We start from the raw sequence: 15497 nt of genomic DNA on the forward strand, positions 1-15497 counted from the left end.
TAACTTTAAGGTAGTAAGACTACTTTCCCACATTTCCCTTGAATCATTAGGTCAAACCCTTTTTCAAAATCTTCAAGTGGCAAATGATGAGTAATCATTGGTGATAGGTCTACTTGACCTGATTTTAAAAGGCGAGAAACCTGTTGCCACGTCTCATACATTTTTCTGCCGGTGATACCATGGACTTGAATACCTTTGAAAACAATATCATTCGTTACATCAATTTCAACTGGGCGAACAGGTAAACTAAGAATAGACACACGCCCACCGTTTGTAACCATTTTAAATCCTTGATTCATCGCAATTGGGTGTCCTGACATTTCACAAACAACATCAACACCATTTCCATCGGTAAGCTTTGAAACCACTTCAAGTGGGTCTTCGTTTTTAGAGTTTACTACAGTAGTAGCGCCCATTTGTTTTGCAAGATCAAGACGATAGTCATTCAGATCAAATGCAATAACTTGGGATGCCCCTGCAGCTTTTGCCACTCCAACAGCCATTATCCCAATTGGTCCACAACCAATTACAGCCACACTCTTACCCGCTACATCTCCAGAAAGAACAGTATGAACAGCATTACCCATCGGCTCTTGTACTGATGCTACATCAAAAGGCATATCCTTAGGGTTTTTCCAAAGATTTGTAGATGGAAGTGCTACATACTCGGCGAAACAGCCATTTGTGTCAACACCTATGATTTTTGTGTTTTTACAGATATGGTATTGGCCCGTTAAACATTGAGGGCATTCTCCACAAACTAAATGGGTTTCAGCAGATACAAAATCACCTATTTGAAAATTTGTAACCTTTGAACCGATTTCAACAACCTCACCAGCAAATTCATGTCCGAACACATAAGGCGGATTTACACGACTTTGAGACCATTCATCCCAAGTATATATATGAACATCTGTACCACAGATTGATGTTGCTTTAACTTTAATAAGAACTTCATCATCTTTTATTTGAGGTATATCCACCATTTCAAGCTTTGCACCTACACCGCGATGATGCTTCACTATCGCTTTCATCGTTCCATTCATCGTGAACACTCCAATCGTAATAAATAGCTATTTAAATACATTCTAACACTACTTATTGAAACGGTAAAGTATGCAGTCCACCTCAAGAAAACACTTGAACACCTCAAACAAAAAACTTATAAAATTTTTTTATGTTAGAGTTCATATTTTTATGCACCAAGAAAAGCGCAGGGCGCCCGCCTATCGGCGACAAGCATAAGACGAGCCTTGCCTGAAGGTGTTTTTTGCCTTCGGGAAGGGATTGGCTTATGACCTCAGGTCCGATGACGCCTGGAGCTAGACGTAGATAGACAAAGACACGAAGTTATACACAACCTTACAATTTTATAAATTCCTAAACATCAAAAAAACCCTCCAAAAAAAGAGGGTTTTAAGTAACAATTACATAAATTCTGATACCAATTTGCTAAACTTTTCTTCACTTAAGTTTAGATCAGCTTGTGACAATGGGGATTCGCTATAACCATGAACAAGTTCTTGGTATGATTTTTGGTCTTTATTTTGATAGATTAAACCAGTCACAAGTCCTTTATGTTCCATCAATGTTTGCATTGCTGCGTTACGATTGTGTGGATCATAGCCTTCAATATCACTTAATTTTGTTAAGTTTTCTTTAAACCAATCATAAGTGTTCACTTTATTATAAGTTACACATGGGCTGAAAACGTTAATAAGTGAGAAACCTTTATGGTTAATACCAGCTTCGATAAGTGCAGTTAAATCCTTTAAATCAGTTGAAAAGCTTTGTGCGACAAAAGTTCCACCAGCAGTCAATGCCATTTCCATTACTGATAAAGCAGATTCGATTGAACCTTGCGGCGTACTTTTCGTTTTAAAACCAACATCACTACGAGGAGATGTTTGACCTTTTGTTAAGCCGTAAATTTGGTTATCCATTACGATATACGTAACATCAATATTACGACGAATAGCATGGATTGTATGACCAAGACCGATTGCGAATCCGTCTCCATCCCCACCAGAAGCAATAACTGTTAAATCTTTATTAGCCATTTTAACACCTTGAGCAATTGGAAGTGATCTTCCGTGGATTCCGTGTAACCCATAGGCATTTATATATCCAGAAATACGACCAGAACATCCAATTCCTGAAATTACAGCTAATTGTTCAGGCTCTAATCCAACATTAGCAGCTGCTCGCTGAATTGCTGCTTGTACGGAGAAATCTCCACAACCAGGGCACCAGTTAGGCTTTACATTATTTCGAAACTCTTTAAATGTTGCCATTTAGAACAACTCCTTACATTTCGTGTGAATTTCATGAGGTAGGAATGGGTTCCCATCATATTTCAATAGATTTGTAATTTTTTCAGCATTACCTGCATTCATTTTGATAATGTTTGCAAGTTGTCCAGTTGCATTATTTTCAACAACAACAACCTTCTTAGCTGATTGAAGTAATGGTAATAATTCATTTGTTGGGAATGGATGAAGTAGACGAATGTGCGCATGGTTTACTTTAATACCATCATTCTCAATTCTTGTCATCGCCTCTTCAATTGTTCCACGAGTAGAGTTAAAACCAATAACTAGTAGGTCAGCTTCCTCATGTTTAGCATTTTTGTAAACAGGAGTATCAAACTTAATATTATTAAGTTTTCTCATACGTTTGTCCATTTGTGCTTTACGGTTGTCTGCACTTTCAGATGGTTTACCTGTCTCATCATGCTCAACACCCGTTACATGGTAAATTCCATTTTTAGTTCCTGGAATAATACGTGGTGAAACACCATCTTCAGTTACTTCAAAACGCTTAAAGTAACCTTTGTTCTCTCTCTCAGGAAGTTCAGAAGTTAAATCTAACTTTCCACGGCGAATTTCAATTTTACTATAATCTAATGGCTCAACCGTTTGTTTACCTAATGAAAGCTGTAAGTCAGTAAGTAAGATTACTGGTACTTGATATTCCTCTGCTATGTTAAAAGCATCAACAGCATCATAGAAGGCTTCTTGAACTGTACTTGGAGCCATAACTACCTTTGGAATTTCACCATGTGTACCATAAATCATTGCCATAAGGTCTGATTGTTCTTGTTTAGTAGGTAAACCAGTACTTGGACCTCCACGTTGCGTATCTACAATTACTAGTGGTGTTTCAGTAATACCTGATAGACCGATAGCTTCCATCATTAGCGATAGACCAGGACCTGCAGAAGCAGTTAGTGCTCTAACTCCAGCGTAGTTTCCACCAATTGCCATTGTACAAGCAGCAATTTCGTCTTCGGTTTGAATAACAGTACCACCAAATTCAGGTAACTTCTTTATTAGGTATTCCATGATTTCAGATGCAGGTGTAATAGGGTATGCTGGCATAAAACGAGCTCCACCTGCTAATGCACCCATAGCTATAGCATCATTACCAATCATGAACATACGTTTTTTACCATCAGCTTTTTCAAGTTCCATAGAACCAACATTTTCACCTAACTGTTCTTTCATGTAGTCTGCTCCACTTTTCACAGCTTCCATGTTTTTAGCAACAACTTGTTGGCCTTTTTTACCGAAAATTTCTTCAACAACTTCTTGATACACTTTAATATCAAGGTCTAATAATGCACTTGATGCTCCAACAGCAACCATGTTCTTCATTAAAGAAGTACCTAGTTCAGTAGCAATATCTGTAAATGGCACAGCATACAATGTACCTTCAGAGTCGGCTGGAAGAGTAGGCTTAAATTTCGCATCGGCAATTACAATGCCACCTTCACGTAATTCACTGTAATTCACATCAATTGTTTCTTGGTCAAAAGCTACTAATATATCAAGATCATCTGAAATTGAGCGAACCTGTGTAGTACTTACACGAATTTTATTATTGGTATGTCCACCTTTAATACGAGATGAAAAGTGGCGATAACCATATAAATAATAACCTAATCGATTAAGTGCAATAGAAAAAATTTCTCCTGTACTTTCGATTCCTTCCCCTTGTTGTCCGCCAACTTTCCACGAAAGTTGATTGATCATGTCTTACACCCCTTTGGAATACGTTCATTGTTATATGTTTAAATACGTATATTAGTGTAGCACTTTTCCAACTAAATCACTAGAGAATAACTTCAACTTAAAGAAAAATTGATCATATCCACTAAAATAATGGATAGTGTCTTTACTAATGATTAGAATTAATTAATGGTTGGATATGTACTAAACGCTTTCAATTCTAGACCTATCAACTCAAAAAAGCAACCCTTAGAAGTCAAATATTGACGAAAGTACGAATATTTTTTTAATGATATGAACTATTATTATTGAGATCAATTTATTGCTGCTATAAGTAGATTATCACTCGTTTACAAATATATCCTTTGCAATTAAATACTTCCAATTTTTATTGTAAACCCACTTAAAGATTTTGTCTTTTACACAGCTATCTCTTTTATTGTTCATTTCTAGACTAGTAATCAATTAAATTTAGACTCACTATTTAAAAACCATAAAAAACACCCATTCGCTAAACAACAGCAAACAGGTGTTAATCAGCTCCATAATTCAGTTAAGTCGTTTAACGAGGTTCTACAATTAATTTGATTGCCGTACGTTCTTCTCCGTCGATTAAAATATCTGTAAATGCAGGAATGCAAATTAGGTCTACGCCACTAGGTGCTACGAATCCTCTAGCAATTGCTACTGCCTTAACTGCTTGATTTAATGCACCTGCTCCTATTGCTTGGATTTCTGCGTTCCCTCTTTCACGTAACACACCAGCAAGTGCACCAGCTACAGAGTTAGGATTAGATTTTGCTGAAACTTTTAATATTTCCATTCCTAATTTCCTCCTTGTTCTCTACAATGTATCATGAGTGTTCTTTAGAACAGTCAGGGATAAATGATTCCACTGCTACTATATTCACTAATTCCTAACTGTATTCCTGCTTGTTCCAAATATTATTCTAAAAATTCAAACTACAAGGAAAAACAAAGGGCGTCCGTGGGAGGTACGTAGGTAAAACTACAGCGTACTAACGGCATTGTAGATCCTTTGTACTTTTTTTAAAAAAAGACTCCCTTTACGGATGCATTCTTTGTTTTTGTAGATAGAGTTGAATTTACTTCGAATGGATTAACTTGCTCTAGACACGCCTATACTGTCAGTCTCTGGCAATCAGGACTTATACCAGATACCAAACCAAGTGCAAACTTTATCCCTTTTTTCTTACCTTTTTAATCTTTAATCAAAAAATGGGAAGTCATCATTAATTAAAATTCGGTTTATCTTCTTTGCTTGACCTGTATTTTTATCTACCTCTACCAACACTCCGTTTAGCTGACTTCTACCGCCTGTCACTTCAAACCTTACAGGTAATGTCGTGATAAATTTCTTTAGCACGGCTTCTCGTTCTACCCCAAGAATACCGTCGTACGGTCCTGTCATACCAACATCTGTAATATAAGCTGTGCCCATCGGTAAAATTCGATTATCTGCTGTTTGCACATGTGTATGTGTGCCTACTACTGCTGTAACTCTCCCATCTAAATACCATCCCATCGCTTGCTTTTCACTAGTGGCTTCAGCATGAAAATCAACAAAAATGATTGATGTTCTCTTTTTAGCTTCTTCAATTAATTTATCAACCTCTTTAAAAGGGCAATCGATTGGAGGTAAAAATGTTCGACCTTGGAGATTAATAATGGCAACTTCTTGACCGTTACTATTAATGAACACCATTCCCTTCCCGGGTGTCTCTTCTGGAAAATTTGCAGGTCGCACTAATTTTTTTGCAGAATCTATGAATTCAAAAATCTCCTTATTATCCCATGTATGGTTACCTAACGTAACTGCTTGAGCACCGGATTCCAAAAAACTCCGATAAATCTTTTCTGTTATTCCCTTCCCATTTGCGGCGTTTTCACCATTTACAATCGTTATGGTTGGGTGAAACTTAGCTTTTAGCTTTGGTAAGTATTCACTAATCATGTCTCTACCTGGAGATCCAACTACATCCCCTATAAATAAAATTCTCATAAAGTAGCTCCTTCAACCTTTTTCTTATAAGTTTGGCATAAAAACTCATATTTCGCAATTGAACCCCAGAATCATTCCATTTTAAAGACAAAAAAAAATAAAGTGGTCAAAATGACCACTTTATTTTTATTTTGCATATTCTACTGCTCTCGTTTCACGGATTACAGTAACTTTTATATGACCTGGATAATCAAGCTCTTCTTCAATTCTTTTACGGATATCTCTCGCAAGGCGATGTGCCTCGAGATCATCAATTGTGTCAGGCTTGACCATAATACGAACCTCTCTACCCGCTTGAATGGCAAAGGACTTTTCTACACCTTCATATGACTCTGAAATCTCTTCAAGCTTCTCAAGTCTACGGATATAGTTCTCTAACGTTTCACTTCTGGCACCTGGTCTTGCTGCAGATAAAGCATCAGCAGCAGCAACTAGCACTGCAATAATTGATGTTGCTTCTGTATCACCATGATGGGAAGCAATACTGTTGATAACAATTGGGTGTTCCTTGTACTTTGTAGCAAGTTCCACTCCAATTTCAACATGGCTTCCTTCTACTTCATGGTCGATAGCTTTTCCAATATCATGTAGTAAACCTGCCCGACGAGCTAGAGTTGCATCTTCACCTAATTCTGCTGCCATTAGACCAGCTAAGTAAGCAACTTCTGTAGAGTGTTTTAACACATTTTGTCCATAACTTGTTCTAAACTTTAATCGCCCTAAGATTTTAATAAGATCCGGATGTAGTCCATGAACGCCAACCTCGAAAGTTGTTTGTTCACCCATTTCACGAATATACTCATCAACTTCTCTTCTGGATTTTTCAACCATTTCTTCAATCCGAGCTGGATGAATTCGTCCGTCTTGAACAAGCTTGTCTAGTGCGATTCTTGCAGTCTCACGTCGAATTGGATCAAAACCAGATAGAATAACGGCTTCTGGCGTATCATCAATAATCAAATCAATACCTGTTAATGTCTCTAATGTTCTAATGTTTCGTCCTTCTCTACCAATGATACGTCCTTTCATCTCATCATTTGGTAAATTAACAACTGAAACGGTGGTTTCTGCAACATGGTCTGCAGCACATCTTTGTATCGCAAGTGAAAGGATCTCTTTTGCTTTTTTATCGCCTTCTTCTTTGGCACGATTTTCAGCATCCTTTACTAAATATGCTACATCATGAGACAGCTCATTTTCAACACGCTCAAGTATGATTTGTTTAGCTTCATCACGTGTTAAACTAGAAATGCGTTCTAGTTCAACTTGCTGTTTTCGCACCATCTCTTCCACTTTGCTTTCCATCTCTTCAATATGCTGTTGTCTTAGAGTCAGAGAATCGTCCTTTTTTTCTAACATTGTTTCACGTTTGTCCAAGGATTCGTTCTTACGATCAAGATTCTCTTCTTTTTGCATTAAACGATTTTCTTGTTTTTGAAGTTCGCTTCTTCGATCACGAATATCTCGTTCTGCGTCTGTACGAAGCTTGTGAATTTCATCCTTCGCTTCTAATAATGCTTCCTTTTTCAGGGAGTCTGCTTCACGTTTTCCATCATCAATGATCTGTTCAGCAGCACTTTTAGCACCTGCGATTTTTGCTTCCGCAATGGATTTACGAACAAAAAAGCCAACAACTGCACCGACGATTAGGCCAAGCAAAGCGGAGATGATAATCATAATTGCGTCCATCGTTTCACCTCCTCTTGCTATGAACTTTTTTCTTGCTAGATCAAAATGTCGGCATGTACATTGTTACATAGTTTCAACATACAGCAAAAAAGGCATATTAAACGTTTCAATTCTAACAAAGTCTAACATTTTAATAAGATATACATACTAATTTTAAATGTGTGAAATTTTATTGTCAAGACCTGTCTCAGTAATTCATACATGATAATGGAAATTACGACGAAATTTTTACTATAATTTTAATTTTCCAACAGAAAATGAAGGTAAATGTTTAGTGGCAAATATACTAAACTGAACCGAATGACTTAATTATATTAATTTGGATTGTAAGCTGTGAAGCTTAGCAATGAAAAAAGAGACACAGTCTCGTGTCCCCTTTTTCGATCATTAACTACAATATTACTCATTAAACTCTACTTCATCCTGCTCTAGCTCAGCAGAAGCACCGCCCTTATCCAGTCCATAATGTTTACGGATTTTTTCATGTATTTCTTTTCGAAGACTAAGATTTTCTCTAAGGAATTGTTTAGCATTCTCACGGCCTTGTCCTATACGCTCTTCGTTGTATGAATACCAAGATCCACTCTTTTGAACAATTTCTAGCTCAGATCCAATATCGATAATTTCACCTTCTTTAGAAATACCTTCACCGTACATGATGTCGACTTCAGCAGTTCTAAAAGGAGGAGCAACTTTATTTTTAACAACCTTTAGTTTTGTTTTATTACCAACAAGGTCATTACCTTGTTTTAATTGCTCAGCACGACGAACCTCTAAACGAACAGATGAATAGTGGGATAGGGAGCCGTTGCCTTGTTGAGTTGCCTCAATAGGTTCACTTCACCCCTCCCCCGAACCAAACGTACACCTTTCAGTGTATTTGGCTCTCCAATTGTACAACCAAGCCCTTATAATGTACCGTTGTGTAGCTTTCTGTGACAGTTATTTTTTGAGCCATGTCCGCACAGCACCATTGTTTTACGATTTCTTGCAATCATAAATTTTTCCCATGGTTCAAGGTGTTTTTTCTTGGACAGGTCACTTAACTTTCTTGACGTGGTGAACCTCGAAAGGTACGCCAGTATCTCCACATTTTTCACATCGGTTGGCATTTAGTCTTTCGGTGATTGAAGTTCTACCGTAGAAAATACCAGAATTAGGTACAACGTTTATTTCAGGTTCGACATTAAATGTCTTTTTAACAAACTGTATTTCGTTCCTGTCCATAAGGGGTAGGAATTTAGGTTCGTCCTTTTTAATCGTGTACGTTATTCCCCATTTACCATTGCGGTAGAATTTCTTGTATTTCTTCCCATTTATTTCGGTTTCCATCTTCATTAGCTTGGAAACTTGTGTTTTGTATTTTCCTGCAAGAGTTTTGGTGACACTTTTTTGGAATAACCAGTGTATATTCAGCAGCTTTTCTCGAACATCAAACGCAAGTTTGTAATATTGATAAAAGCCTCTGAATTCTGCATTACACTGTTTAACTATTTCCAAAGGTTCATTGTTTAAAAGATTAGGTCTATGAATTTCTTTCCATCGACCGTCATCCAAGACTTTGGCATATCCTTTTCCAATCATAAAGTCTTTCATGTTCTGATGTGGTACGGATAATTTTATTTGTCCTGTAAGAGAGCGTCTTGTAATTATTTCACCTGTACCCATATGATTTACTTTCGATACCTTATCGTCGTTTTTTGCAACGAAAATGTCATATCCGAGAAATCCAACTTTTTCACTATTATGTGTGATAAGTGTTTTCTCTTGACTTAGTTCAAGGTCGAGTTCGTTTCTAAGGTAGTCAGTGAGTAATTGTTTTGTTTCGGTTGCCTCTTCTTTTGAGCCAATGATGCCTATTAGAAAGTCATCGGCGTATCTTGTATACCTCATTCTCTTGTAGTTAGGGTCGAAAATGTCCATTGCAGGTAGCTTACGTCTTTGAGCGGTTAGCTCTTTTATTTCAGTTATGAGTTTCTTACGTTCCTCTTCATTGAGGTTTTTAATTCTCTGCCTAAGTTTGTAGAGTTTCTTATTGTAATTTTTGTAAGTTTTATCTTCTTGCCTAATCGTTCCTTTAGGAAGTGATACTGCATAAGTTTCTCTTTCTTCAAGAAGTTGTGCTTCTTGTTTTTGGTACTCCTTTAATTCATCTTCCGTAGGTATTCTAAGTTTTCTTTTTCTCTGCTCAATCCGTTCTGAAATGAGTTTGTATTCCGAATTCGCTCTTCTTTGCCTTTTGGTGGTGTTGAACGCATCGATAGTTCTTATCATGAACTGGTCAAGTTCGTTCAGGTATATGTTAGCCAATATTGGGCTAACGATACCTCCTTGCGGAGTACCCCCGTAGGTGTGATGGAACTGTTTTTCGTATACATAACCAGCTCTTAGAAATTTCCATATAAGTCTTAAAAACTTTTCGTCTTTAATTCTTCTTTTTAGGATTTTAATGAGTGTGTGATGGTTGATGTTGTCAAAGAAACCTTTGATGTCACCCTCGACCCACCATTTAACTCCGTTGAAGTTATGTTTGACTTCTAAGAGAGCCGTATGACAGCTTCTATCGGGTCTGAACCCATGTGAACTGTCAGAGAAGTTAGTTTCATATATTGTTTCCAATATACTTCTTAGAATTTCTTGTACCAATTTGTCATATACCGCAGGCATTCCTAGCGGTCTTTTCTTGGTACTGTTTTTCTTGTCGATTAGGGTCCTGCGAGCAGGTTTAGGCTGATACGTTTCATTTCTCATAGCTTCAATAACCCTTTGGACTTCATCGAGACTGAAACCATCTATTGTTTGCCCATCAGAGCCTGCTGTCATATTGCCTGGTTTGGCGTATATTTTAGCGTAGGCTTTCTTATAGAATTCTATGTTATAGAAGTTTCTATATAGTCGGTCAAACTTGTAGTTTGGTTCTTTTGCCTTGGACTCAATTACTCCTAATACTTTGTCTGGATTTTGCATGGTCTTTCACCATATCCTTTCTTCTTAGGAATACGACAATCTGCTCCCCTTCGCCATGTAATGGGCTTTCCCCTAAGAGGCGTTACCCTCTGTTCAGACATTCCATTGTTATGTCTTACATCTCGGACTACTATGGGAGCTCCGTTACCATATCCGATATTCAGCTCCTTTGAGCATAGCTATATTTAGAATTGTATAACCACCAGTTAAATTGAAATCGAAATGATTTCGTAGTCTCAAATTCTCGCAAGAGGATTTCTTGCATCATTCATAGCATTCGGACTTAGGTAATCCCCGCTTAGCATACCTTGGACACTTTTCCACTTTACTTAGGTTCCCGTTCGACTTTATAACTCCGATTGGAGTTGAGAGAGAGTCGTTCATCAGCATTGTGCTAAATTCTAAAACACATGCGTACTCTCATCATACCAATAATAGTGTCAACGTAAGGTATGAGTTGCCCTTTCTAACCTCAAGTCTGGGTTTAAAGCAGTATAGCCTTGACCATATAAAGTGATTTCTGAACTCGACATTCAGTTGCGGTGGTGACACTCCGCCCGACTTATGCCTTTCCGAGCATGCTACACTCCCCATCAAGTTTCCCATCAGGATAAGCTCGGTGTTCACAAGGGGATGTTTCCCTTGGCTCGTGCAATTATTAAATTGCAGTCATAACATTCCAAAGTACGCCTCGAACATGCGTATACATGTTCTTACGGGCGCACGAACTTTAATGCTCGTCCACCAGGAGTTGTTTCTGGATTACCAAACATTACACCAACCTTTTCACGGATTTGGTTAATGAAGATAGCAATCGTTTTAGACTTATTAATAGCACCAGATAGCTTTCTAAGCGCCTGTGACATTAAACGAGCTTGTAACCCAATATGGGAATCACCCATTTCACCCTCGATCTCTGCTTTTGGCACTAACGCAGCTACTGAGTCAATAACAAGAATGTCAACAGCTCCACTTCTTACTAAAGCCTCAGCAATCTCTAACGCTTGTTCACCAGTGTCTGGTTGAGATAATAATAATTCATCTATATTTACACCTAATTTTTGTGCATAGTCTGGGTCTAGCGATAGCGATAGGTGACAGACATCCTCGGCTTACCCGTTAGGAGCTGCTTTCCCCCGCTTCACACCGTACGTGCGAGTTTCCCCGCATACGGCGTTCCAACAATTATTATGCGATTAGTTTACCTAATTTTTCCCTAAAACCTTGTATCCTTTTTCTTACTGCTTGTGGTACGCCAGTTATTTCGCTTTTGGAGTGAATGAGATGATGACATCTCTTACAAACAGCCGCAAGGTTGTTTACCTTGTTTACCTCATTCAGCGGTAGATTCGGTCTTGTGTGGTGTATATTAACATTATTACTGCTTAGGAATTCTCCACAGCACCTGCATTTGCCCCTGTCTCGATTGAACGTGTACCCACGGTTCATTAGGAATTCAAAGTTGTATATTTTGCTTTTTGTTTCATCGACCATAGGGTTTTTAATAACACCCTGTGATTTACCTCATCAAAGAATTTACTAATGTCACCTTCAATGCACCAAGTATATCCCGTCCGCTTCATGACATGCCCAAGATATTCAACTGCCTGTCCTGCTTCCCTCATTGGTCTGAAACCATACGAATGGTCGTAGAATTGGGGTTCAACAATAGGTTCGATTACTGACCTTATTATTTCCTGAATGACCCTATCTACAATTGCAGGTATACCCAGTGGTCTGAATTCGCCTTTCTTTCCGTTTTTAGGAATTAACTTCCTTCTAACGGGAATCGGCGTGTAATTGTTGAGTTTTTCTTTTACATCTTCATTACCCTTTGGTAGTCGGATGTTAGAATTTCTTCAATTACCATTCCATCTGTTCCAGGTGTCTTGCTTCCTTTGTTTGCTTTGAGTTTGTGTATTGCTGTTATAACTACAGCGTCACTTTTCATTATCTCAATCAAACCTTTGAAGCGTGGGCGTTTGCCGTTCGATAATTCTGTTTGAGTTTTGGCGAAATATCTGTCTTGCAGTTGTTTGAATTGTTGCTCTGTTTTAGGAATTGACAAGTTTTTGAACCTCCTTCACTCAACTTCGTTTAAGAAATAAGGGTTGAGTATTGCACTGAAGGATTTGTGGTTTTAGTCAGTTTCGCTCATTGAAATAACCTTGATAGGTGATTCCTTAACGGCTTCCTTGTCTTATTAGTTACTAATCTACTCTTATTACATAATAACTATCTATGCCCCTTCGCTCCACACCTTATTATCAGTGTTTCATAGCTACTACGGGCTGCTGCCACCGAGATTCATCAATCATTTCCTATTGATTAGTGTCATTGGTTCCGCAACCTTATCATTCACTTCTCGGCTTCATTTGTTCCGTATGTCCTAGCTTTACATATTCCCTTAGTGTCCAACTCTAACCCGCCAGCTAGAAATCCAACCACAGCGAGCGGTCAAATTTCCGAAAAACCTTTTGTGGTTTATCACAGACTTGGCAAACACGAATACCAAATCCACAACTGGTCATCCTTACGGATGTGAGTACCTTCATTTCGGTATCTCCACGCCTTTCGAGCCGTACTTCCGTTGATTCGTTCCAGTCCAGAGGACTCTCTACACATAGGAATTTTATAGCCCCCCGACTACTCCTGTCCCATCTCAGGGCAAGTTTCGCCGTCCTCTCCGAGCTTCACACCATGATAGTACGGACTTATCACAGCATGTCGGGGTATTAGGGTGGGAATGCTCGCTTTCATCCCAAGCAGGAACTTCCCCTGCCTATTCGGTCATACAGTTCGAGTTTAACCACCAGTTTAGTGAGAGAAGATTTCTCCCGTAGTCTAACTCGGCTAAGCTTTAGCCCATTGTTTCCAATAGATTTAACTTAGCAACAAATCGCACCATGCTCGGCATCGATAAACGCAGCTTGTCCACCATTTTGTTGTACTTCTGCAATCGCATGAAGTGCTACTGTCGTTTTACCAGAGCTCTCTGGTCCATATATTTCAACTATACGCCCACGTGGATATCCACCCACACCTAACGCTAAATCCAATGCTAATGATCCACTTGGAGATGTTGAGATTTTACGATCTGTTTGTTCCCCAAGTTTCATAATTGAACCTTTACCAAATTGTTTTTCTATTTGTTTTAAAGCCATATCTAAGGCAGCTTGACGGTCGTTCCCCACTTTATTTCCTCCTCTTTTTCTTTACCTAATTACTACTATAACTTGTTTTGTCTCATTTGCCAAGTAAAAAATAGAACATTCATTCGATGTTTTTATACTATATTTAATGGTGTAAAATCCAATTTTCACCTAGTAATAATTGAATTTCCTGATTAAAAGATGCCTAAAGAATGAAAACTGTTAAAGTAAAATACTTTAAAGTAAAGAGGTCGAACTCAATAGTGTAGAGCCGACCCTTCTTAATTCTTTTTAATTGTGCATTTTCAACAAATAAAAATATCCATATTTAACAGCTCTTTCTCTTATTCCTTGGCGACTGCCGGCTAATGAAAGCTTATGAACCTTTGTTGGTTGAGTTCCAGAAGAAATTCCAATATACACTGTGCCAACTGGTTTACCTTCAAGTTCATTTGGCCCCGCTACACCCGTGAAGCTTATTCCAATATCAGCATTGAATAATTTCCTAACATTGTCTGCAAGCTCTTTCGCACACTTTTCACTAACTGCTCCATCATTATTCAAAGTAGCCTCATTAACATTCAAAATATCGCGCTTTGCATCATTTGAATAGCAAACAACCCCGCCTTTTACGACAGATGATGCACCGCCCATACTAGTTAGTTGTTCTTGAAAAAGCCCCCCTGTTAAACTTTCAGCACTAGCTATTGATCGCTCATTAACCTTTAGGTATTCCAATACCTGGCTCACTAATGTAACAGATTCATAGCCGTATAGATACTGACCTACTCTTATAGTTATCTCCTTCTCAAGGTCATCTAAGAGTTTCTTAGTAACTTCAAAAGAACTATGTTTAGCTGAAAGTCGTAAAGTAACTTCACCATCTGAGGCTAGTGGTGCAATCGTTGGATTGGTTTGAGCGTCAATGAGATCCTCGATTTCTGTTTCGAGTTGGGATTCTCCTATTCCAAAGAATCTCAACACTCTTGATTCAATTCTCTCAACCGTTCCAACACGCTCCAAAAGATACTTTTTGCCGTATGATGTAAACATCGGATTCATTTCTTTTGGGGGACCGGGTAATAACATATATGTAATTCTGTTAATTTCAATTCCCATACCTGGGGCCATTCCATTATCATTTCTTAATACTGTAGAGCCCTTTAACACTAGTGCTTGCTTCTTATTATTTTCTGTCATCACTCTATTGGTCTTCTGAAAATAATCCACTATGCTTTTTAGAGCCTTATCATCCATTACAAGAGATCTTCCAATAAGACTAGCAATTGTCTCCTTTGTTAAATCATCTTTAGTCGGACCTAAACCACCTGTAAAAATTAGTAAATTAGATCGTTTCTGTGCTGTCTCAATAACCTCTTGCAATCGAGACGGGTTGTCGCCAACAACTGTGTGATAATACACATTGACTCCGATGTCAGCAAGCTCCCTTGACAGGAATTGGGCATTACTGTTAACAATCTGTCCTAATAATAATTCAGAACCTACAGCAATAATCTCTGCATTCATATCGTATCCTCCTCAGGGCATATTATTCTGACTTAAGAAAAGCGCAGGGCGCCCGCCTTTAGGCGACAAGCATAAGACGCGCCCTGATTAAGGCGTTTTTTGCCTTCGGGAAAGGATAGGCTTATGACC

General features: G+C 38.3%; 11 protein-coding genes and 3 pseudogenes. All 14 read right to left on the minus strand.

Going from position 1 to position 15497, the window contains the following annotated elements; genetic code table 11:
- Positions 1–5: 5 nt before the first annotated feature.
- Positions 6–1046, minus strand: coding sequence for an L-threonine 3-dehydrogenase (tdh, locus tag PY093_RS00100; RefSeq protein ID WP_275643822.1), 1041 nt, complete (start codon positions 1044–1046; stop codon positions 6–8).
- Positions 1047–1427: 381 nt separating this feature from the next.
- Complete coding sequence (locus tag PY093_RS00105) at positions 1428–2294, minus strand: 2-oxoacid:ferredoxin oxidoreductase subunit beta (protein ID WP_275643823.1); 867 nt, start codon at positions 2292–2294, stop codon at positions 1428–1430.
- Positions 2295–4034 carry a 2-oxoacid:acceptor oxidoreductase subunit alpha gene (locus PY093_RS00110; RefSeq protein WP_345774203.1) on the minus strand — a complete coding sequence of 580 codons (1740 nt, stop codon included), beginning with the start codon at positions 4032–4034 and terminating at the stop codon, positions 2295–2297.
- Between the two features lie 538 nt (positions 4035–4572).
- Positions 4573–4833 carry a stage V sporulation protein SpoVS gene (gene spoVS, locus PY093_RS00115; RefSeq protein ID WP_009330666.1) on the minus strand — a complete coding sequence of 87 codons (261 nt, stop codon included), beginning with the start codon at positions 4831–4833 and terminating at the stop codon, positions 4573–4575.
- A 405-nt stretch (positions 4834–5238) separates the two neighbouring features.
- Positions 5239–6033 (minus strand): TIGR00282 family metallophosphoesterase, encoded by a 795-nt coding sequence (locus PY093_RS00120; RefSeq protein ID WP_275643824.1) that lies wholly within the window; start codon positions 6031–6033, stop codon positions 5239–5241.
- Between the two features lie 126 nt (positions 6034–6159).
- The gene (gene rny / locus PY093_RS00125; RefSeq protein WP_275643825.1) at positions 6160–7722 is read right to left on the minus strand and encodes a ribonuclease Y; all 1563 of its coding nucleotides are present in this window, start codon (positions 7720–7722) and stop codon (positions 6160–6162) included.
- A 399-nt stretch (positions 7723–8121) separates the two neighbouring features.
- Positions 8122–8544, minus strand: a pseudogene (locus PY093_RS00130) (recombinase RecA family protein); the annotation flags it as partial.
- A gap of 86 nt (positions 8545–8630) precedes the next feature.
- Positions 8631–8834: an HNH endonuclease gene (locus PY093_RS21315; protein WP_481769256.1), complete on the minus strand. Its 204-nt coding sequence runs from the start codon at positions 8832–8834 to the stop codon at positions 8631–8633.
- Positions 8761–10689: a reverse transcriptase/maturase family protein gene (locus tag PY093_RS00135; protein WP_275643826.1), complete on the minus strand. Its 1929-nt coding sequence runs from the start codon at positions 10687–10689 to the stop codon at positions 8761–8763. Before PY093_RS00135 ends, PY093_RS21315 begins: the two co-directional genes overlap by 74 nt.
- Positions 10690–11414: 725 nt before the next feature.
- Positions 11415–11774, minus strand: a pseudogene (locus PY093_RS00140) (recombinase RecA); the annotation flags it as partial.
- A gap of 363 nt (positions 11775–12137) precedes the next feature.
- Positions 12138–12536 (minus strand): reverse transcriptase domain-containing protein, encoded by a 399-nt coding sequence (locus PY093_RS21320; RefSeq protein WP_481769259.1) that lies wholly within the window; start codon positions 12534–12536, stop codon positions 12138–12140.
- Positions 12506–12757, minus strand: a complete 252-nt coding sequence (locus tag PY093_RS00145) for a hypothetical protein (protein WP_275643827.1) — start codon at positions 12755–12757, stop codon at positions 12506–12508. The genes PY093_RS21320 and PY093_RS00145 overlap by 31 nt, the downstream gene beginning before the upstream one ends.
- An 838-nt stretch (positions 12758–13595) precedes the next feature.
- Positions 13596–13853, minus strand: a pseudogene (locus PY093_RS00150) (recombinase RecA); the annotation flags it as partial.
- 279 nt (positions 13854–14132) lie between these two features.
- Positions 14133–15368: a competence/damage-inducible protein A gene (locus tag PY093_RS00155; protein ID WP_275643828.1), complete on the minus strand. Its 1236-nt coding sequence runs from the start codon at positions 15366–15368 to the stop codon at positions 14133–14135.
- Positions 15369–15497 lie beyond the last annotated feature (129 nt).

Origin of the sequence: Cytobacillus sp. S13-E01 (assembly GCF_029193815.1) — a bacterium.
In the GTDB taxonomy this organism is placed as follows: domain Bacteria; phylum Bacillota; class Bacilli; order Bacillales; family Bacillaceae_L; genus Bacillus_BV.